Origin of the sequence: Pseudomonas sp. NFACC41-3, from assembly GCF_900109505.1 — a bacterium.
In the GTDB taxonomy this organism is placed as follows: domain Bacteria; phylum Pseudomonadota; class Gammaproteobacteria; order Pseudomonadales; family Pseudomonadaceae; genus Aquipseudomonas; species Aquipseudomonas chlororaphis.
In genome coordinates, this window is record NZ_FOAE01000001.1 from 656,678 (window position 1) to 675,819 (window position 19,142).

At 65.7% G+C, this 19,142-nt stretch carries 16 protein-coding genes; 7 read left to right on the plus strand and 9 right to left on the minus strand.

Annotated elements, in window-relative coordinates:
• Window positions 1-88: 88 nt before the first annotated feature.
• The 4 genes from BMY68_RS03075 to BMY68_RS03090 all read left to right on the plus strand — a co-directional run bounded on the left by BMY68_RS03075 (window position 89) and on the right by BMY68_RS03090 (window position 6,539).
• Complete coding sequence (locus tag BMY68_RS03075; protein ID WP_062822918.1) at window positions 89-1,279, plus strand: efflux RND transporter periplasmic adaptor subunit; 1,191 nt, start codon at window positions 89-91, stop codon at window positions 1,277-1,279.
• On the plus strand, window positions 1,276-4,458 hold the full coding sequence (locus tag BMY68_RS03080; RefSeq protein ID WP_062822917.1) for an efflux RND transporter permease subunit: 3,183 nt from the start codon (window positions 1,276-1,278) through the stop codon (window positions 4,456-4,458). Before BMY68_RS03075 ends, BMY68_RS03080 begins: the two co-directional genes overlap by 4 nt.
• Window positions 4,451-5,833 (plus strand): efflux transporter outer membrane subunit, encoded by a 1,383-nt coding sequence (locus tag BMY68_RS03085; RefSeq protein WP_062822916.1) that lies wholly within the window; start codon window positions 4,451-4,453, stop codon window positions 5,831-5,833. Before BMY68_RS03080 ends, BMY68_RS03085 begins: the two co-directional genes overlap by 8 nt.
• Window positions 5,834-5,951: 118 nt before the next feature.
• A complete protein-coding gene (locus BMY68_RS03090; protein WP_007923530.1) occupies window positions 5,952-6,539 on the plus strand; it encodes a hypothetical protein in 588 nt (195 codons plus the stop codon).
• A 396-nt stretch (window positions 6,540-6,935) separates the two neighbouring features.
• On the opposite strand, the gene BMY68_RS03095 is transcribed toward BMY68_RS03090, so the two are convergent.
• The 3 genes from BMY68_RS03095 to BMY68_RS03105 form a co-directional block, all read right to left on the minus strand.
• A complete protein-coding gene (locus BMY68_RS03095) occupies window positions 6,936-7,226 on the minus strand; it encodes an addiction module antidote protein (RefSeq protein ID WP_009043099.1) in 291 nt (96 codons plus the stop codon).
• A gap of 1 nt (window position 7,227) precedes the next feature.
• The gene (locus BMY68_RS03100; protein ID WP_085530375.1) at window positions 7,228-7,521 is read right to left on the minus strand and encodes a type II toxin-antitoxin system RelE/ParE family toxin; all 294 of its coding nucleotides are present in this window, start codon (window positions 7,519-7,521) and stop codon (window positions 7,228-7,230) included.
• Window positions 7,522-7,756: 235 nt separating this feature from the next.
• Window positions 7,757-9,151 carry a 2-oxoadipate dioxygenase/decarboxylase HglS gene (locus BMY68_RS03105; RefSeq protein ID WP_085530376.1) on the minus strand — a complete coding sequence of 465 codons (1,395 nt, stop codon included), beginning with the start codon at window positions 9,149-9,151 and terminating at the stop codon, window positions 7,757-7,759.
• 264 nt (window positions 9,152-9,415) lie between these two features.
• Between BMY68_RS03105 and BMY68_RS03110 the strand changes: the two genes are divergently transcribed.
• The 3 genes from BMY68_RS03110 (at window position 9,416) to BMY68_RS03120 (ending at window position 12,523) form a co-directional block, all read left to right on the plus strand.
• Window positions 9,416-10,540, plus strand: a complete 1,125-nt coding sequence (locus tag BMY68_RS03110; protein ID WP_085530377.1) for a diguanylate cyclase — start codon at window positions 9,416-9,418, stop codon at window positions 10,538-10,540.
• Window positions 10,541-10,633: 93 nt separating this feature from the next.
• On the plus strand, window positions 10,634-11,878 hold the full coding sequence (locus BMY68_RS03115) for a M20/M25/M40 family metallo-hydrolase (protein WP_085530378.1): 1,245 nt from the start codon (window positions 10,634-10,636) through the stop codon (window positions 11,876-11,878).
• Window positions 11,879-12,127: 249 nt separating this feature from the next.
• Complete coding sequence (locus BMY68_RS03120; protein WP_062822909.1) at window positions 12,128-12,523, plus strand: carboxymuconolactone decarboxylase family protein; 396 nt, start codon at window positions 12,128-12,130, stop codon at window positions 12,521-12,523.
• A gap of 24 nt (window positions 12,524-12,547) precedes the next feature.
• Here the strand turns inward: BMY68_RS03120 and astA are convergent, their stop codons facing one another.
• The 6 genes from astA to BMY68_RS03150 form a co-directional block, all read right to left on the minus strand.
• Window positions 12,548-13,612, minus strand: a complete 1,065-nt coding sequence (gene astA, locus BMY68_RS03125; RefSeq protein WP_009043105.1) for an arginine N-succinyltransferase — start codon at window positions 13,610-13,612, stop codon at window positions 12,548-12,550.
• Window positions 13,613-13,670: 58 nt separating this feature from the next.
• A complete protein-coding gene (locus BMY68_RS03130) occupies window positions 13,671-14,687 on the minus strand; it encodes an arginine N-succinyltransferase (protein WP_085530379.1) in 1,017 nt (338 codons plus the stop codon).
• A 192-nt stretch (window positions 14,688-14,879) separates the two neighbouring features.
• Window positions 14,880-16,223, minus strand: coding sequence for an APC family permease (locus BMY68_RS03135; RefSeq protein ID WP_009043107.1), 1,344 nt, complete (start codon window positions 16,221-16,223; stop codon window positions 14,880-14,882).
• 193 nt (window positions 16,224-16,416) lie between these two features.
• Window positions 16,417-17,169 (minus strand): N-formylglutamate amidohydrolase, encoded by a 753-nt coding sequence (locus BMY68_RS03140; RefSeq protein ID WP_085530380.1) that lies wholly within the window; start codon window positions 17,167-17,169, stop codon window positions 16,417-16,419.
• Window positions 17,153-18,499, minus strand: coding sequence for a type I glutamate--ammonia ligase (locus BMY68_RS03145; RefSeq protein WP_085530381.1), 1,347 nt, complete (start codon window positions 18,497-18,499; stop codon window positions 17,153-17,155). Before BMY68_RS03145 ends, BMY68_RS03140 begins: the two co-directional genes overlap by 17 nt.
• Entirely contained in the window at window positions 18,496-19,140 is a 645-nt protein-coding gene (locus BMY68_RS03150; RefSeq protein WP_009043110.1) for a cysteine hydrolase family protein, read from the minus strand. Before BMY68_RS03150 ends, BMY68_RS03145 begins: the two co-directional genes overlap by 4 nt.
• Window positions 19,141-19,142: the final 2 nt, after the last annotated feature.

Genomic DNA, 19,142 nt, shown 5'->3' on the forward strand with positions numbered 1-19,142 from the left:
AGTGGCCGCTGCTGGAAAGTAGGCGGCCGACTCTTTTGTGTGGCTGAAAACTGGGTTGCAAAGTTGTTCGCCAACCCCGGAGAAAGTTATGAAACCAGGATTATCCGCGATGAAATCCAAACCCTTGAAGTTTGCCGCGTTGTCCGCCATCGGCCTGGCGCTGCTGTCGGCGTTGTCCGGCTGCGGTCCGGATCAGGTACTGGCCCCGCCCGCGCCGCCGACGGTTTCGGTGAGCCAGCCGGTGAACCGGCAGATCATCGATTGGGACAGTTTCACCGGACGTTTCGAGGCTACCGATTCGGTGGAAGTGCGTTCGCGGGTCAGCGGCTACCTGGAAAAGGTCGCCTTCACCGACGGCGCCATCGTCAAGAAGGGCGACCTGCTGTTCGTCATCGATTCGCGCTCCTTCCAGGCCGCGGTGGTCCAGGCCCAGGGCAAGCTGGCCCAGGTACGTTCGCAGCTGGCCCTGGCCGAGCAGGAGTATGCCCGGGCCAAGGTGCTGATCGAATCGAAGACCATTGCCCGCAGCCTGTATGACCAGCGCTTGCAGGCGCGGCAGGCGGCCCAGGCCGAAGTCCTGAGCGCCGAAGGCGCCTTGAGCAATGCCCGGCTCGACCTGGAGTTCACGCGCATCACCGCGCCCATGAGCGGGCGGATCAGCCGCAAGCTGATCAGCGAAGGCAACCTGGTCAACGGCGGCAACAACAATGCGACCCTGCTGACCACCATCGTGTCCCTGGACCCCATCGACATCTACTTCGATATCGATGAGCAGAGCTACCTCAAGTACCGCCGCCAGGAGCAGGGCGCCGCGGGCCAGAACCTGGTGCGCATCGCCTTGCCGGGGCAGAGCGAACCGACCCTGAGCGGGCGCATGGATTTCATCGACAACCGCCTCGACCCGTCCACCGGTACCCTGCGCCAGCGCGCCCGGGTGGCCAACCCGGACCTGCGCCTGAGCCCGGGGCAGTTCGGGCGTGTGCAGTTTTCCGGGCGCCCGAGCTATCAGGCGCTGTTGCTGCCGGACACGGCGATCAGCGTCGATGCCACGCGCAAGGTGGTCTATGTGCTCAATGCGCAGAACCAGGTGGAACTGCGTCCGGTGCAGCTGGGCAAGCTGCATGACGGCCTGCGTGAAGTCGCCAGCGGCCTGCGGCCCGAGGACCGGGTAATAGTCGATGGCATCCAGCGGGTGCGCGTCGGCGAGACCGCGACCGCCAGCGAGCAGGCCCTGGCGCTGGCGCCTAAGGCCTCGGCCAGCGAAGGAGCGCCGCTATGAACCTGGGGAAAATCTCCGTCGAACAGCCGGTGCTGGCGATCGTGCTGTCCATCGTGCTGATGATCGTCGGCGGCCTGGCCTACCTGATCCTGCCGACGTCCGAGTACCCGGACATCGCGCCGCCCACCGTGGTGGTGCAGGCGACCTACCCGGGCGCGTCGGCGCAGACCGTGGCCGAGACCCTGGCGATCCCCCTCGAACAGGAGGTCAACGGCGTCGAGGACATGCTCTACATGTACAGCCAGGCGACCTCCGATGGCAGCCTCAACCTGACCGTGACGTTCAAGAGCGGCACCGATGTCGACAAGGCCCAGGTGCTGGTGCAGAACCGCGTGGCCCTGGCCACGCCGCGCCTGCCGGAGCCGGTACAGCGCAGCGGCGTGTCGGTGCGCAAATCGTCGCCGACCCAGCTGTCGACCATCTTCATTTCCTCGCCCAAGGGCACCTACGACCAGCTCTACGTTTCCAACTTCGCCATCCGGACCGTCGCCGATACCCTCAAGCGCATCGACGGCGTGGGCGACATCAATCCGCTGGGCGCCCGTGAATACTCCATGCGCATCTGGCTCGACCCGGAGCGCGTGGCGTCCTTCAACCTGACGCCGGCGGACATCATTGCCGCGGTGCGCGCGCAGAACACCCAGGTGGCGGGCGGGGTGATCGCGCAACCGCCGGTGGCGTCCCAGGCCTTCCAGCCGAACCTGATTTTCGAAGGCCGCCTGAAAGAGCCCGCGGACTTCGACAACATCGTCATCAAGTCCGGCAGCGCCGGGCGCCTGGTGCGCCTGAAGGATGTAGCGCGCACCGAAATCGCCGGCCTGGCCTACGTCAACAACACCTATTACCTGCGCCACCCGGCCATCGGCTTGCAGGTGCTGCAACGTCCCGGCGCCAATGCCCTGGCCACCATGAAGGTGGTCGAGCAGACCATGCAGGACCTGAGCAAGGAATTCCCCGAAGGCATCGAATACAGCATCGGCTACAACCCCACCGCGTTCATCGCCGACAGCATCGGCGAGCTGGGCAAGACCATCTACGAGGCGGTGATCCTGGTGGTGCTGGTGATCCTGGTATTCCTGCAAGGCTGGCGTCCGTCGATCATCCCGATCCTGGCGATTCCGGTGTCGCTGGTGGGGACCTTCGCGGTTATGGCCATGCTCGGTTACTCGATCAACAACCTGACCCTGTTTGGCCTGGTGCTGGCGGTGGGCATCGTGGTCGACAACGCCATCGTCGTGGTGGAAAACGTCGAGCGTCATCTGGCCGAAGGCAAGAGCCCGTTGCAGGCCACGCTGATCACCATGCAGGAAATTGGCGGCGCGCTGGTGGCGATCACCCTGGTGCTCTGCGCGGTGTTCATTCCCACGGCGTTCATTCCGGGGATCTCCGGTGAGTTCTTCCGCCAGTTCGGCATCACTATCGCGGTGGCCACGGCGATCTCGCTGTTCAACTCGGTGACCCTGTCGCCAGCGCTGGCGGCAATGATCCTGCGACGCCACGACCCCAAGGCGCATCAGGCGCCACGGCGCGGTGTGGCCGGCCTGCTCAAGCGCGCAGCGGAGGGCTTCAACCGCGGCTTCCTCAAGCTTTCGGTGGGCTATGCCGGCAGCGTGCGGGGGCTGGTGGCGCGCACCCCATTGATGCTGGCGATCTACGCGGTATTGATCGCGGCCACGGCTTACCTGCTGGTGTCCACGCCCAAGGGTTTCATTCCGGCCCAGGACCGCGGTTACCTGGTGGTGATTGTGCAACTGCCGGAAGGCGCTGCGCTGGAGCGCACCAACGAGATTTCCCGGCAGATCGAAGCCATCGCCCTGCAAGTGCCGGGTGTCGACCGAGTGCCGACGTTCTCCGGGTTCTCCATGGTCACCGGCACCAGTTCTTCCAACTCGTCCGGCCTGGCGCCGGTGTTCGAGCCCTGGTCCAAGCGCAAGCTGCGCGGCCTGACCTCGGACAAGATCGCCGCCGACCTGCGTGAGCGCCTGAAAGTGGTCAGCGGCGCGTCGGTGATTGTCGCCACGCCGCCTCCGGTCCAGGGCCTGGGCAGCACCGGTGGCTTCTCCATGCGCCTGCAGGACCGTGCCGGCCTGGGCAGCCAGGCCCTGGCCAAGGCCACCGAGCAACTGATCGCCGCGGCCAATGCGACCCAGGGCATGACCGGTGTCTACTCGCCGTTCTCGGCCCGTACGCCGCAGGTGTTCGTCGAGCTGGACCGTGAGCGCGCCGAAATGCTCGGGGTGCCCAGCAGCCAGATCAACCAGGCCATCGAGACCTATTTCGGCTCGACCTATATCAACGACTTCAACCTGGTGGGGCGCACCTATCGGGTGACGGCCCAGGCGGACTTGCCGTATCGGGTCACGCCAGAGGACCTGGCGCGGGTCAAGGTGCGCAACGAGGCCGGTGACATGGTGCCGATCGCCAGCGTCACGCGGTTGCACGAGTCGCTGGGGGTCGAGCGTTTCCCACGCTACAACCTGTTCCCGACCGCGGAAATCAACGGCGACACCTTGCCCGGACTGGGCTCCGACTTCGCCCTGCAAACCATGGAGCGCCTGGCCGGGCAGACCCTGCCACCGGGCATCACCTACCAGTGGACCGACCTGAGCTACCAGCAGACCACCGCCGGCAACATGGGCCTGCTGGTATTCCCGCTCTGTGTGATCTTCGTCTACCTGGTGCTGGCGGCGCAGTACGGCAGTTGGAGCCTGCCGTTGGCGATCCTGCTGATCGTGCCCATGTGTCTGCTGGCCGCCGCCGGTGGCGTGCGCCTGATGGGCCTGGACATCAACATCCTGACCCAGATCGGTTTCATCGTGCTGGTGGGGCTGGCGGCGAAAAACGCCATCCTGATCGTCGAGGTGGCGCGGCAGCAGGAACAGGACGGGCAGGGCATCGTCGATGCCGTGGTGGAGGCGTGTCGCCTGCGCCTGCGACCGATCCTGATGACCTCCCTGGCCTTCATCCTCGGTGTGCTGCCGCTGGTGCTGTCCGAAGGCGCCGGTTCGGAAATGCGCCAGGCGGTCGGTTCGGCGGTGTTCTTCGGCATGATCGGCGTGACCCTGTTCGGCCTGCTGTTCACCCCGATCTTCTATGTCCTGATCCGCCGTCTCGCCGGGGGCGAGCGGCGGTTGCAGGCCCCATCCAGCGTCTCTGCTTCGGGAGTGGTCCATGAATAACCTGCTGCGTTTTCCCGCCCTGGCCTTTACCGCGGCGCTGCTTGCGGCCTGCGCCGCGCCGACCTTGCCACCGGCTGTCGAGGCGCCCGCCGGGCGTTTCGTCAATGCGCCGCAAATACCGGCGGCGGGCATTGCCGAGCAATGGTGGACGCTGTACCACGACCCCTTGCTCGACCGACTGGTGGCGCGGGCACTGGAGGAAAACCTCGACCTGCAGATCGCCCTGGCGCGGATCGATGCCAGTCGTGCCTTGCGCGGCGTCGCGGCCGCCGGCGCGAGCCCCGAGCTGAACCTGGGGGCCAGCGCCGCCCGGCAACGGATCTCGGCGGACCAGGCCGGGTTCAGCGAACCCTTGATGACCGAGCCGCTGAGCCTGGGCCTCGACGCCTCCTGGGAGATCGACCTGTTCGGGCGGATTCGCGAAGGTGTGCGGGCCGCCGATGCCGACCTGCAGGCCAGCGCGGAAGAGGCGCGCGGGGTCAAGGTGGCGCTGGTCACCGAGGTGGTGCAGGCCTATGCCCAGGCGCGGGGGCTGGAAGAGCGCCTGAGCATCGTGCGGCAGAACGCCGAGAGCCAGAGCCGCACCCTGCAACTGACCGAGCAGCTGTATGCGGCAGGCAGCAGCCCGCAGGCCGATCTGCTGCGGGCGCGTTCCCAGTCGGAGTCCACCGCGGCCCAGGTGCCGGCCCTGCAACTGGAGTGGCAGCGCTCGTTGCACCGCCTGGCAGTGTTGCTGGCGCAGCCGAGCGAGGCGCTGTACCAGCAGTTCGCCGCCAGCCCGGCGCAACTGAGCGAGGTGGATCTGGTGGATGCCGGCACCCCGGCCGACCTGCTGCGTCGGCGTCCCGACATCCGCGCCGCCGAGGCCCGGCTGATCGCTGCCTACGCACGGGTCGGGGTGGCCAAGGCCGACCTGCTGCCGCGCCTGAGCCTGTCGGCGGCCCTGGGCTCGCTGGTCGATGGGGTCAGTGCCGCGAATCTGGCCAGCTCGACCTTCTGGCTGGCCGGTATCAATGCCAGCGTGCCGCTGCTGGACGGCGGACGCCGGCGCGCGGTGGTGGAACTGCGCGATGCCGAGGGGCGTCAGGCCTTGCTCGGCTATCGCCGTACCGTGCTCGGCGCGGTGGCGGAAGTCGAGTCGGCCCTCGCCGCGGCCCGGCGTAATGCCGAGAGCCAGCAGCATCTGGCCAGTGCCGCGGCACAGGCCAGTTCGGCGGCGCAGCAGATCCAGCGTTCCTGGGCCGCCGGTGAGGCGCCGTTTCTCGATGTGCTGCAGGCCCAGCGCGTCGAACTCACGGCGCAGAACGCGCTGTCGCGGATCAAGACCGCGCAATTGCAGAACCAGGCTGTGCTGGTGCGGGCGCTCGGTGGTTGAACGGGCAGCAACGAATCTGTGGTTCGCGGCGGCGTGGGCATTTACAGCGTCTATGCTCAAGCGGCACCGCGCGCCTGAACCGCGCGGGTCTTGTCTTCAATTACAGGGATGAACTTCTATGAAGCCGCTTCACTCTCTGGCCAAAGCCGTTGCCTTGGCCACTCTGTTGTCTGCTGCCAGCCTGCATGCCTACGCCGCCGACATTCCGTTGGCCGGTACCGTGGAGGCCGATGAACTGGTGACCAAAGTGCTCTCCGTGGATGCCGCCAAGCATCGTGTGGTGCTGGAAGGCGCGCAGGGCCAACCGGTGCATGTGCAACTCAGCGATCAGGCCAAGGACCTGGGGCATTTGAAGGTGGGCGACCAGGTCAATGTGCGGGTCACTCACGCGGTGGTGGCGGTGCTGGACACCAATGTGGAAAAAGGCCTGCCGGATTCCGCTGAGCGCACCGGGGTGATTCGCGCCACCAAGGACAACCCCAACCCGGGCGGTGAAGCCTATCGCCAGGTGCAGGTGCAACTGAAGATCACCGACATCGATCTGAAGAACAACCAGCTGACCTTCCAGGGGCCGGCGGGTAACAAGAAGGTCCTGGCCGTGGAAAAACCGGAAGTCCAGGCCCGGCTGAAAGACCTCAAGGTCGGCCAGAGCGTGGTGGTGACCTATACCGACGTGTTGCAAGTTACGACCCAGCACGAAGGTTGATTGAGACCGGGCGCTGGTCGCTGTGGCGGCCGGCGCGTCGGATCTCGGAGGTCCGTGCGCGGAGTTGAACGAAGGTGAGCGAAATAAAAAAAATTCCGTCAGCTTTGTGTTCAGAATTCTTCAGAATATGTGCACGGACTTTCTTTTGTTGTTCGATTAAAATAGTTCTCGTTCGCCCGGTGCAAGGGCTCTTTACCGGTGCATGGATTGCCAGGCCAGAGCACTGGGCGAACACCCTCTTCGGGGTTCCCGCCCCACGATTTCCGTCATTGCGTTCATGCGACCCGCGCAGGTTCGACGCCTGTTGCCCGCGGTTGCCAAGAGCGCTCGGCTCTCTCCAGCAAGACTCTTTACCGACACAGCCTGTTGTTTCATTGCCTGCCGCCTGGGTCGGCTTCAGCCGCGGGACACGGTGGTGCACAGCTGCAGGCCCAGCGCGCGCATGACCTTGACTACGGTATCGAAACGCGGCTTGGCACCCGGGGCAAAAGCCTTGTAGAGGCTGGCCCGGCCCTGGCCGGTGGCCTTGGCAATCTGCGTCATGCCCCGCGCCCTGGCGACATGGCCCAGGGCGCGGATCAGTTCATCGGTATCGCCATCGGCCAGGACCTGGGACAGGTATTCGCTGATCGCCTGGTCGCTGTCGAGCAGGGCGGCGATGTCGAAGGGAAGCAGGGTGTCGGACATATCAGAACTCCTTGGCCAGGGAACGGGCCTGGCAGATATCGGCAGGCTGGGTGGACTTGTCGCCGCCCAGCAGCAGGACGATGAGGGTGTGGCCGCGTACCGTGAAATAGAGGCGGTAGCCGGCGCCTGTATTCACGCGCATTTCCGAGAGGCCGCCGCCGAGGTTTTTCACGTCGCCCAGGTTGCCCGCCGAAGCCCGCTCGATACGCCGAGCGATGGCTATCCTGGCGCGCAGGTCCCGTAGTGTGGTGTGCCATTGGGCAAAGACGGTCGTCTGCAGGATCTCGTAATCCATGAGTGACTGTATCCATATAGAGACAAAATAAAAAGGTGTAACGACCCCCAGGCGACTGACGGTGCACCTGAAGACGTCATGGGAAGGTAAGCAGGAGGGGAGTGGGCGAGGCGGGCTGTTTCGTATCGGCATGTTGTCGATCAGGGCTGCCGAAACACCCTGTAGCCATTGCCCGGCTGCGGGGGCGGGAAAGAGCCAGCATCAGCCGTTCTGGCTGATGCTGCGGGACGGAGAATCAGAGAGCGGGCAGGCCCAGCGCCGCGGCGCATGCCTGGAGCGAGCGCTGTTGGGTGTCGGCGTACAGCTGCAGTTCATCGATGGTCGGGCGCCCCAGGGCCCGCTCGAAAGCCTGCCGGTTGGAGTGGCCGGCGTAGTGGCTTTGCGCATCGTCGCCCAGGTTGGACTGGAAGATCCCGGCGGCGCTGACCGGCAGGAAATCCTCGTACACCAGCGGCTCGGCCCGCACATGCCCGGCGTGGATCAGCGCCTCCAGGTTCGTCGGTCGATCCGCCTGTTGGCGCGCGGCCAGGCCTTGTTCGTTGACGAAGTAGCGGAAGTACGCCAGGCCCTGTTCGCGCATGGTCTCGTGGTCATCGGGAAAGGCGCGGAAGTGTTCGGCCATCAGGGTGTTGTAGCGCTGGGCATTGGCTTCGTTGGGAAAGTCCCCCAGGGCGTCGCGGGCGGCGTTCAACAGCTGGTCGTACAGCGCCCGGCCCTTGGGGGTGAGGGCGGCGCCGCGCTGTTCGATCTCGCCGAAGCGCGCGCTGTGGCTGCCGCGGCTATCGGGCTGGTCGGTGAAGGCCACGGCTTCCTCCAGCGCCTTGAAGCTGGTCTGGCGCAAGAGGATCGGGCATTCCCGGCGCGGCGGGCCTTCGATCACCGCCTTGGGCGTGATGCCGCGGGCCGGCATCAGCGCTTGCACCTGGTCGATGTCCAGGGTGCGCGGCGTCAGGTGGTTGATGTGCGGTCCCTTGAACGCCACCACGTCGGCGATCAATCGGTGCTGGGCGCTCAGTTGCTGGTACTGCGCAGCTGTGACCGTGGCGCTGTGGTGCCAGCGGAAGGTTTCCAGGGCCTGCTCGACGAATTCCCCGGCGGCGCTGTCATCGAGGCCGCCCTGGGTTTCGGCCTGTTCGATCAGGGCCAGGGCGCGCGGGGTGAAAATGCTCCGGCGCGCCAGCACCGATTCGGCGAAGCTACGCAACTGCGGGTTGTCGATCAGCTCCAGGCGCAACAGCGAGGTGAAGACCCGGAACGGGCTGACCTGCAGGGCGCTTTCATGCACCGCGCGAAAGGCCGTGGAATGCACCGGCACCCCGGCCGGAGTGAGGTCGTAATAACCCACCGGCTGCATGCCCATGACCGCGAACAGCCGGCCGAGGGTCGCCAGTTCCGTGGCGGTGCCGACGCGAATGGCGCCGTGGCGCTCCAGGTCCAGGCGCTGGATTTCGCCGGTGCTGCGCAGCTGCCGGGCGATCCTCTCGTCGCTGTCCAGGACCCCGGCGTTGACCTGGGCCACCAGCTCCATCAGGGCACCGTACAGCGGCACTTCCTCGCGGTACATGTCCGACATCGCCCGTGAAAAACGTTGGCGGATCAGGTCTGGGCTGACGAAGCTCTGCAGGCTCATAAACAAGGATTCCCGGCGTAGTGAGACAAAGAGGGTAGCGGTGTTGGCTGGGCCTGATTCTGGTTGGCGCGGGGTGTGCTGACAAACGAAGTTTCTTCCGGACTTCATTCTGCAAATGAATGCAGGCGGGCAGGGTGGCTACGTGCAGCGGGACCGATGGCATCCGCTGGTTTTCACTCAGGCAACCCGCAGCGCTTTCCGGCGGCCGAGCGGTGATGGCTATTTGCCGTTGCGCTGATAGACTTCTGAACACCACCGCATCCCATGGCTTGCGTACCGTTCAACGGAGGCGACTTGGCCTTGACGCCGCACAATGGAGGAAAGGGACTTTCACTGGCCAGGAGGCTATACAAGACGCGAATTCTGGGGCTGGCCCTCGGTTTCCTTTGCGTGTCCGCGGGCATGTACCCGCTGCATCCATCGCCCTGGGTCTGGGCGTTCATGTCGTTCAACGCTTTCATCTGGCCGCACCTGGCGTATCAGTGGGCGCGCTGCTCGGCAGTGCCGTTTCGCGGCGAGCATCGCAACCTGCTGGTGGATGCCTTCCTTGGCGGGTTCTGGGTGGCGGCCATGCACTTCAACCCGCTGCCGACCACCACCACCCTGTCGCTGATGGCGATGAACAATATCGCCCTGGGTGGCGTGCCCTTTTTCCTGGCCGGTTGTCTGGCGCAGGCGCTGGGGATCGCTGTCGGGCTGTTGCTGTTCGGCGTCGGGTTCGTGGCCCAGACCAGTGCGCTGCAACTCTATGCCTGCCTGCCGATGCTGACCCTGTATCCGCTGGCCCTGGGTTTTATCTGCTACCAGCAGGCCAACGTCCTGTCCCGGCATAAACGCGAATTGCTGGCCCTGAGCCGCACCGACAGCCTGTCGGGCCTGCTCAACCACGGGGCCTGGAAGGACCAGCTGGAAATCGAGTTCCAGCGTTGCCGGCGCCAGGGGACGAACCCGAACCAGGGCGGCGCCATCGCGCTGATCGACATCGATCATTTCAAAGCCATCAACGACACCTACGGCCATGTCGCCGGCGACATTGTGTTGCGCCAGCTGAGCAAGCTGCTCAAGCAGAACCTGCGGATCAGCGACCTGGCCGGGCGTTATGGCGGCGACGAGTTCTGCGTGATCCTGCCGGACGTGCCGCTGGAGCATGCCGCCGAACTGATGGAGGCTTTGCGTTGCCGTTTCGGCGGGTTGGGCTATGAACAGAGCCCAGCCCTCGAGGTCAGCCTGAGCATTGGCCTGGCCGCCTATTCCCCGGACCACAGCGATGCCCTGGACTGGTTGAACGATGCCGACCAGGCCTTGTACGAGGCGAAGACCACCGGCCGCAACAAGGTCAGCTGCGGCCGCGGCGACCGCTCGCCAAAGGTCCTGCTGAACTCGCTGTGAGGCCGCTCGCAGAGCATTGCGCCAGCATGGAGGGGGGCGAATTTGTCAGGTAGGGTGGGCGGGCACCTTCCGACACGAAACAAGGACCGATTCATGACGCAGACTTCCCCTCGCTCATTGCTGGCCGCCCGTATCGGCCTGACCCTCGCCCTTGGCCTGCTGGCCACCCACGCCAGCGCCGCCCCCCACCCACAAGTGCAGAACGATGCGCAGCAATACCAGGGCGACGCCCTGAAACTGCTGGAGCGTCTGGTGAACATCGACTCGGGCTCCGGCTACGAGGCGGGGCTGGACCAGGTGAGCGACATCGCCATCGCCGAGCTGAAGAAGCTTGGCGCCAGCATCGAAAAAGTCCCCAACGGCACGGCCGGCGGCAGCCATGTGCTGGCCACGCTCAAGGGCACCGGCAAGGCGAGGATCCTGCTGATGGCGCACATGGACACGGTGTTCAAGGAAGGCACCGCGGCCGAGCGGCCGTTCCGCATCCAGGACGGTCGCGCCTACGGCCCCGGGGTGATGGACGACAAGGGCGGCATCGTCGCCGGGATCTACGCGCTGAAGGTCCTGGATAACCTCAAGTTCAAGGACTATGCACAGATCACCTTCCTGCTCGACGCCAGCGAGGAAACCGGTTCGGAGATCGCCACCGAGCTGATCAAGAAAACCGCCAAGGCCCACGACGTGACCTTGAACCTGGAACCGGGGCGCCCGGCCGATGGCCTGGTGGTGTGGCGCAAGGGCAGCGCCACGGCGCTGGTGGAGGTCAAGGGCAAGGCCGCTCACGCAGGCGTCGCGCCGGAGCTGGGGCGCAACGCGGCGATGGAGGCGGCGCACCAGATCCTGCAACTGGGCAAGCTGGGGGATGAAGAGAAGAAAACCACCATCAACTTCACCGTGCTCAAGGCCGGCGACCGGACCAATGTGATTCCCGACCAGGCCACCGCTAAGGCGGATGTGCGGGCGGCGGTGCCGGAGGAGTTCGACCGCATCGAGAAGGATCTGGCGCGGGTCTCGGCCAACAAGCTGATCGCCGACACCGAAGTCAAGACCACCTTGCAGCGCGGTTTGCCGCCGATGCCGCAGACCGAGAAGTCCGATGCGCTGGTGGCCATGGCCCAGGGCATCTACGGCGAGCTGGGGCGCAAGCTGACCATCGAGGGTAGCGGCGGGGCGGCGGACTCCAGCCTCTCGGCCGGCGTCGGCACGCCGACCCTGGATGGCTTCGGCATCGTCGGCGGCAATATCCACACCCCCGAGGAATACGCCGAAGTCGAGAGCGTGGCGCCACGGATCTACCTGCTGGCGCGGATGATCATGGAGCTGTCGGCCAAGCGCTGATTGCAGGAATAGACGCTCGATCGGCGATGGCCCTGCATTTTCTCATGGCCGGACCTGTAGCCGCTGCCGAGCCCGCGAGGCTGCGATCGACTGCGCAGCAGGCGCAAGGTTCTCGAGACCGCTGGAGGACCTGCGGTCCTATCGCAGCCTCGCAGGCTCGGCAGCGGCTACAAGGGGGAATGTGACTACAGGCGCCTGCGATCCCTCTGCCTATACTCGAAAGCCTCGTCCCCCACAGCGGAGCCTTCAATGAGCAACCACCTCACCGAATACGCCGACGCCAGCCCGGAAGTGCGGGCGGTGTTCGACGACATCATGCGCACCCGCCGGGTCGACCAGGTGAACAACTTCTGGAAATGCCTGGCGGCCCATCCGCCGACCTTGCGGCGTACCTGGGACAGTCTCAAGGAGATCATGGCGCCGGGGGCGCTCGATCCGCTGACCAAGGAGCTGATCTACGTCGCGGTCAGCGTCACCAACAACTGTCCGTATTGCATCGCTTCGCACACCGCCGCGGCGCGCAAGGCGGGGATGACGGAGGCGATGTTCGGTGAGTTGCAGGCGGTGGTCGGCATGGCCAACGAAACCAATCGCTTGGCCAACGGCTACCGGGTGCCGCTGGATGACGGGTTCAAGCTCGAATGAGTCCGATGCGGCCCTTGGCGCCGCTCAGGCATCAGCCAGCGCCGTCCTTGGGCTTTCGACCGCAGCCGCCTTGGCCTGGGTGGCCAGCAGCGGCACGGCGCGCACCAGATCGCCCGGCTGCACTTGCAGGCGCTTGGCGCTGAGGCGATCCACCAGCAGGCAGCCGGACACCAGGCGAGCGCGGGCGCGGGTGACGCGGCAGCTTTCCAGCCGGCGGTTGTGGATCAGCCAGGTCGGCGCATCGTCGTCCGGGGTGCCGACCAGCAGCGGCAGCACCTGGCTTTCGCGCACCGCGCGGACTTTGCTCAGCTCGGCCTCGATCACCGGCCCGCCGTCGAAGATGTCGATATGGCCCTGATGGGCAAAACCTTCGTGGCGCAGGATGGCCAGCGCCGCCTCGGCGTTTTCGTGGGCCTGGCCGATCGCGGCCTGGGCCGGTTCGCTGAGCAGGCAGGTGTACAGCGGCTGGCGCGGCAGCAGTTCGGCGATAAAGGGTTTGTGGCCGAGGCTGGACAGGTGGTCGGCCTGAACGAAATCCATCTGCAGAAAGTGCCGGCCCAGGCTGTTCCAGAATGGCGAGCAGCCGTTCTCGTCGCCCTTGCCGCGCAGCTCGGCGATCAGCTTGTCGCCGAACAGGTGCGGAAACTCGGCGACGAACAGCAGGCGCGCCAGGGACAGCAGGCGGCCGTTGCTGTCACGGCGCTGGTCGGGGCGCAGGAACAGCGAGCAGAGTTCCGATTGGCCGGTCATCTCGTTGTTCAGGAACAGGGTCGGGATCTGCCGCCGGATGCCCAGGTGCGGCGCCGAATTGACGGTCATGCCGACCCGGTAGCTGTACCAGGGTTCGCGCAGGCCCACGGCGCCGGTCAGGGCGCTGATGCCGATCACTTGCTGGTCGTCGTCCTCGAGCACGAACAGGTAGTCGGCGTCGGCCCGTTCCACCTGTTCGGCAAAGGTCCGCTGGGCCCAGCGAATCCGATGAGTCAGGCGATCCTGGTTGGCCGGCAGAGTGGTCAGCCCCAGGCCCGCGCGCTGGGCCAGGGCCATCAGCGCGGGCAGGTCAGTCATGCGTACCGGGCGAACGATCATGATGCAGCTCCTTCTGCGCGCCTGTTGCGGCGGCGAATGCAAACGTGTCCGGGGTTCTTCATAGGGCGACCAGCCGTACCGGGTCGCCGGTTTGCAGGTGCAGGGCCTGGAAGGTTTGCGGGTCAAGGTTGACCAGGTCCCCCGGCGCTTCGTCCAGGTGCACCAGGGCCGCCCGGTATTGCCCCAGCCGTTCGTTGCTCGCCAGCCAGGCCCGGCCGCTGCCGCTCTGCGGGCCCGGGCAGGCGTTGGCGATAAGGCTCTGGCGGATGGAGCGAACGCCGTTGTGGCGGGCGTACAGCGTCGGGCCGCCGTCGAACAGGTCGACATAGTGGTTGGCTTCGAACCCCTCGCGCAGCAGGATCTCGTAGGCCTCGCGGCCCTGCGGGTGGACCTGGCCGATACAGTCCTGGGCCGCCTTGGGCAGCATCGGGATGTAGATCGGGTACTGCGGCATCAGGTCGGCGAGGAAGCTGCGGCTTTGCAGGCCGCACAGGCGTTCGGCCTCGACGTAGGGCAGGTCGAAGAAGTGCTTGCCCAGGGCATCCCAGAACGGCGAATGGCCGTCGTCGCTGCTGTAGCCGACGATCTCGGTGATGCTGGTGTCGGCGAAGCGCGAGCCATGGGCGGCGATGAACAGCAGGCGGGCCCTGGAAAGCAGCTCCGCCATCGGCGTGCCGACCAGGTCCGGGTCGATATGAAAGCCGCGCAGCAGGCTGTGGTTGCTCAGGTCCTGGCACAGCGACAGGGTCGGCACGCCGTGCTGCACGTTCAGCTCCCGCGAGCTGCTGACGAAGGGCCGGTTGCGCAGGCTATAGAAGGGCGCGGAAAACCCGGCCATGGCGAGGATTTCCGAACAGCCGCGCAACTGGCCGCTGGCGGGGTCGTGCAGGACAAAAAAATAGTTCTCCGGCCCCGGCGCCTGCACGTTGGCGGCGAAGGAGGCGCAGGAGTCGAGGATCTTGTCCAAAAGGTGTTGTCGATCGTCCGGCAGGGACGTCACCCCCACCAGGCTTTCACGGGCCAGCCGTTGCAACTCCGGCAAATCGTCTGGCGCAACTGGGCGTAAGACCAGCATGGATGCACTCCTGTATCAAAATGATCGACGCCTGGTCGCGAAACCCGGGGCGCCGAACCTGACAATCACTGTCGGTTTCCACGCATTACTGCCACTGCCCGCATGGGCGGGTGGTGGCACGCAGGCACCTGTCGGCGCCCACTCGGATTCGCCGGAGCACCTTCATGGTGCCGCGGCGGCCGGGGGTATTGATTAAAGTGGATCGGCCAGCGCCGTATTGGCGCCCAGCTTGTTGAGGAAAAACAGGTAGACCAGGCCGATGGCGATCCAGATGCAACCGAGTTTCTGCGCATCGACCCCCATGTTGTACATGATCGCGCAGACAATTAGAAAGCCGATCACCGGGCAAATCAGATGCCGCAGTACCTGGGCCGAATGGTTGCGACGCCAGTAGTGATTGATCACGGTCAGGTGCAACAACATGAAACCGCTGAGGGCGCCGAAGTTCACCAGGGAGGTGAGGGTGTCTACCGAGTTGATGAACAGGTAGCAGATCAGCAGCGACAGCACGGCCACCAGGTAGATGCTGACGTGCGGCGTGTTGTGCCTGGGGTGGACCTTGGCCAGGATCTTCGGCAGCTTGCCGTCGCGGGCCATGCCGAACAGCAGGCGCGACACCGCCGCTTGCGAGGTGATGGCCACCGCCACGCCCCAGGCCAGCGCGGTGGCCACCGCGGTCAGGGTCGCCAGCCAGCTGCCGCCGGCGATTTCGGCGATCTCGTAGAAGGCGGTGTCGGCCGACTTGAAGCCCATGCCGGCGGCCAGGTCGGTGGCGATCCAGGTCTGCACCACGAAGATCGCGCCCATCACCAGCAGGGTGATCAGCGCGGCGCGGCCGACGCTCTTGCCCGGCTCGCTCTTGATCTCTTCGGCCAGGGTGGAAATGGCATCGAAACCGAGGAACGACAGCACGGCGATCGACACGCCCTGCATCAGCATGCCGAAGTGGAAATTCTCCGGGTGGTACAGCGGCGCCAGGGTCAGCTGGCCGTTACCGGCGCCACCGTGCAGGGCGTTCCAGGCGTAGAACAGGAAGATCCCCAGCACCACCAGTTGCGCCAGGAGAAACACGATGTTCATCCGTGCGGTGAAGGTGATGCCGCGCAGGTTGACGAAGGTGGCGCTGACCAGGAACGCGAGGATGAAGCCGACCTTGGGAATGTCCGGGTACAGGTGGTTCAGCGCCATGGCCGCGTAGACGTACAGCAACGGCGGAATCAGCAGGTAGTCGAGCAGCATCAGCCAGCCGGCGATGAAGCCGACATGGGGGTTGAGCCCGCGCTGGGCGTAGGAGTAGACCGAGCCGGCGATGGGAAAGGCGCGGGCCATGCTGCCGTAGCTGAGGGCGGTGAAAAGCATCGCCAGCATGCCGATGATGTAGGCCAGCGGCACCATGCCCGGTGCTTCCTGGTTTACATAGCCGTAGACCCCGAACGGGGCGATGGGGATCATGAAAATCATCCCGTAGACCACCAGGTCGCGCAGCGTCAGGCCGCGCTTGAGTTCCTGTTTGTAGCCGAATTCTTCAATCTCCATGAAGAGGTTCTCCTTGTCAGCCAAAGGGGGGGCGGGAGCCTGTCGCTGAGGTCGAAGGACGACCTGCAGGGGCAGGCAATGTATTTGAACCTGGCAGGTTTAAAGACACGCCACGGCGGTTTTTTATAGTTATTGTACCGGTACAGCAAACAGCTTTTTTACAACGACAGCTCGATCCTGATTGACAGCTTTTTTACAACAGCGGTGCCAGATAATCCGTCCAGCACTGTATGGCCTGCGGGGTGCGCAGCAGGTCGTTGCGCACCTCGATCAATACCGAATCCAGCCCGCGGGCATCGCCGTGGGCCGGCACGGTCATATCGCCCAGGGCGTCGATCTTGTACGGCTCGTTGCCGGCGATCTTCACGTCGTGGACCGACATGCCTTCCAGCAGGCGCCGGGCGTAACCCTCGGCGCGGTCGAACAGCACGCCCATCTCCAGCGTACGGCGCTGGCCGTAGTACAGCGGGGTAAAACTGTGGATGCCCACCACCCGCACCGGCCGGCCCGCGGCCAGGCGTGCGTCGATCAGCCCGCTCAGGCACGCATGAAAGGGCCTGAACAGCTGCTTGCGGCGGTACTCGCGGGTGGCTTCGTCGAGGTACTGGTTGCCCGGAATCTGGTAGATCTCGCTCTGCAACGGAATGCTGTCGTGGGCCTGGCACGGGCGGTTGAGGTCGATCAGCAACCGCGAATAATTGGCCGTCAGCAGGGTGGCGCCGAGGGTCTGCGACAGGCTTTGCGCCAGCTCCAGGGCGCCGGGGTCCCAGGCGATGTGTTCGCGCGCCGCTTCCGGGTCCAGGCCGAGGTCGTTGAGTTGCGCCGGAATATAACGGCTGGCGTGTTCGCAGACGAGGATCAGCGGGTGCGCGGAATCTTCTCGCAGCAGCTGGTAGGCCGGTCGGGTGTACAGCCCCAGTTCAGCGGTTTCAGTACAGGTGTGCATAGTGCTCACAGAGTTGGGCAGGGGTCAGGTGCTCGGTCAGTTCTACTTCCTTGTGTTTGACGGCGAAATAGGTTTCCAGCAGCGGGGCTGGCAGCGCTTGCAGCAGTTCCGGGCAGTTGCGCAGGCAGTCCAGTGCCTGCGGCAACGAGGCCGGAAGGGCGACGATGCCGCGGTCCTGGCGCTGCTCTGCGCTCAGTTCGTCCGGCACTTCGTCGGTCACGGCGCGCAGGGGCAACTGCTGTTCGATACCCAGGCGTCCGGCGATCAGCACCGCGGCCATGGCCAGGTGCGGCGAGGCGGTGGCGTCCAGCGCGCGGAATTCCAGGTTGTACTGCGGCGCCACGGGCTTGCCGCCGATGCTCACGGTGGGGCAGATGCGCAGCGAGGCTTCGCGGTTGCGCTGGCCCAGGCAGGCGTAGGAGGCGCTCCAGTGATGGGGCTGCAAGCGGGCGTAGGAAATCGGCGTCGGCGCGGTAAAGGCGCAGAGCGCCGGCAGGTACTTGAGCACCCCGGCGGCCCAGCACTCGCCGAGGTGCGACAGGCCATTGGCGCTCTGCGGGTCGTACAGCACCGGCGTGCCATCCAGGTCCTGCAGGCTCAGGTGCAGGTGCACGCCATTGCACACCGCGTGCTCCGCGGTCTTGGGCGCAAAGCTCAGGCCATGGCCGAGTTGCCGGGCGATCTCGCGGGTGATCTCGCGCACGTTTACCGCGCGGTCGGCGGCGGCCACGCCCTGGGTCGGGCGGCAGGTGATTTCGTATTGCTGCTTGCCGTATTCGGGCAGGAACATTTCCGGCTCGACGCCCGCGGCGCGCAAGGCGCTGAGCAGCCAGCCGCCGAAGTCCGCACCCTGGCGCTGGGCCTGCAGGGAGAAGGCCAGGCGCTCCGGTTGCGCGGTGGCGCTGTGCAGGTTGAATTCGTGCTCGAAGGCGGCGGTGATCTGCAGCCCCAGCTCGCTGGCGTAGCGCTGTACCTCGTTGCGCAGCAGGGTGCGCGGGCAGGCGGCCCAGGGCTGGCCGTCGGTCTCGCGGATGTCGGCGTGGATGAAGTCCAGCGGCGAGGCGCTGGCGTCCGGGCCGTTGCCGACCTGGACTCGGCTGGCCAGGTCGGGGATCAGCCGCAGGTCGCCACGGGCGCCCCAGGGGTTGGGCTCGGCAATGATGTCCTGCGGGGTCAGCGCGCTGTTGGCCGGCACCCAGCCGCAGCCGGCGCTGGTGTAGCTGTCCAGTTCGTCGCTGGGGAACGAGCGGCCACGGCTGACGCCGATCAGGTCGGTGGTGAGCAGGGTGGTCATGGCCACCGGCCGCAACGGTTCGCTGTTGCGGCTCATGCCTGCATCTCCCGCAGGCGGTCGAGCACGGTCTGGGTGTCGGTGATCCAGCAGTAGCCCTTGATCGCGTTCAGGCAGGCCTGGTGCCGGACGTCGGTGTAGGTGGCGCAGGCGTCTTCCACCAGGGTCACCAGGTAACCGCGGTCGGCGGCGTCGCGCACCGCCATGTCGACGCACTGGTCGGTGACGATGCCGGCGACGATCAGGTGGCGGGTCTGCAGGTTGCGCAGCACGTAGTCGATGTTGGTCGAGTTGAAGACCCCGGAGGAGGTCTTGGGCAGGACGATTTCGTTCTCCCGCGCCGCGAGCGGATCGATGATCGCCGCCTGCGGGCTGCCCTTGGGCAGGTGCATGTCCGACAGCTTGTGGTCCAGCGAGCGGTCGCGGCCATCGGCGGTCAGGCTTTCGATAATGGTGTGCAGCACGTTCTGCCGGGCGCCGCGCATGGCCGCCAGGAGCTTCTGCTGGTTGGGAATCACCTGCTCGCGGGTGCGCTTGATGAAGTACTCGGCGTCCGGCACCTGCAAATGCGGATCCAGCTGCGGCTCGAGCCAGGCCCGTTGCATGTCCACCAGCAGCAGGGCGGTGCGATCGAGAGTGAATGGCAGGTCGCGGGGCGATTGGTGGGGAAGGCAGACCATCC

Bases quoted from the DNA above. Each gene is read 5' to 3' on its own strand.
- BMY68_RS03075 (WP_062822918.1), top strand. From the start codon at position 89: ATGAAACCAGGATTATCCGCGATGAAATCCAAACCCTTGAAGTTTGCC.
- BMY68_RS03080 (WP_062822917.1), top strand. From the start codon at position 1,276: ATGAACCTGGGGAAAATCTCCGTCGAACAGCCGGTGCTGGCGATCGTG.
- BMY68_RS03085 (WP_062822916.1), top strand. From the start codon at position 4,451: ATGAATAACCTGCTGCGTTTTCCCGCCCTGGCCTTTACCGCGGCGCTG.
- BMY68_RS03090 (WP_007923530.1), top strand. From the start codon at position 5,952: ATGAAGCCGCTTCACTCTCTGGCCAAAGCCGTTGCCTTGGCCACTCTG.
- BMY68_RS03095 (WP_009043099.1), bottom strand. From the start codon at position 7,226: ATGTCCGACACCCTGCTTCCCTTCGACATCGCCGCCCTGCTCGACAGC.
- BMY68_RS03100 (WP_085530375.1), bottom strand. From the start codon at position 7,521: ATGGATTACGAGATCCTGCAGACGACCGTCTTTGCCCAATGGCACACC.
- BMY68_RS03105 (WP_085530376.1), bottom strand. From the start codon at position 9,151: ATGAGCCTGCAGAGCTTCGTCAGCCCAGACCTGATCCGCCAACGTTTT.
- BMY68_RS03110 (WP_085530377.1), top strand. From the start codon at position 9,416: ATGGCTTGCGTACCGTTCAACGGAGGCGACTTGGCCTTGACGCCGCAC.
- BMY68_RS03115 (WP_085530378.1), top strand. From the start codon at position 10,634: ATGACGCAGACTTCCCCTCGCTCATTGCTGGCCGCCCGTATCGGCCTG.
- BMY68_RS03120 (WP_062822909.1), top strand. From the start codon at position 12,128: ATGAGCAACCACCTCACCGAATACGCCGACGCCAGCCCGGAAGTGCGG.
- astA (WP_009043105.1), bottom strand. From the start codon at position 13,612: ATGATCGTTCGCCCGGTACGCATGACTGACCTGCCCGCGCTGATGGCC.
- BMY68_RS03130 (WP_085530379.1), bottom strand. From the start codon at position 14,687: ATGCTGGTCTTACGCCCAGTTGCGCCAGACGATTTGCCGGAGTTGCAA.
- BMY68_RS03135 (WP_009043107.1), bottom strand. From the start codon at position 16,223: ATGGAGATTGAAGAATTCGGCTACAAACAGGAACTCAAGCGCGGCCTG.
- BMY68_RS03140 (WP_085530380.1), bottom strand. From the start codon at position 17,169: ATGCACACCTGTACTGAAACCGCTGAACTGGGGCTGTACACCCGACCG.
- BMY68_RS03145 (WP_085530381.1), bottom strand. From the start codon at position 18,499: ATGAGCCGCAACAGCGAACCGTTGCGGCCGGTGGCCATGACCACCCTG.
- BMY68_RS03150 (WP_009043110.1), bottom strand. From the start codon at position 19,140: ATGGTCTGCCTTCCCCACCAATCGCCCCGCGACCTGCCATTCACTCTC.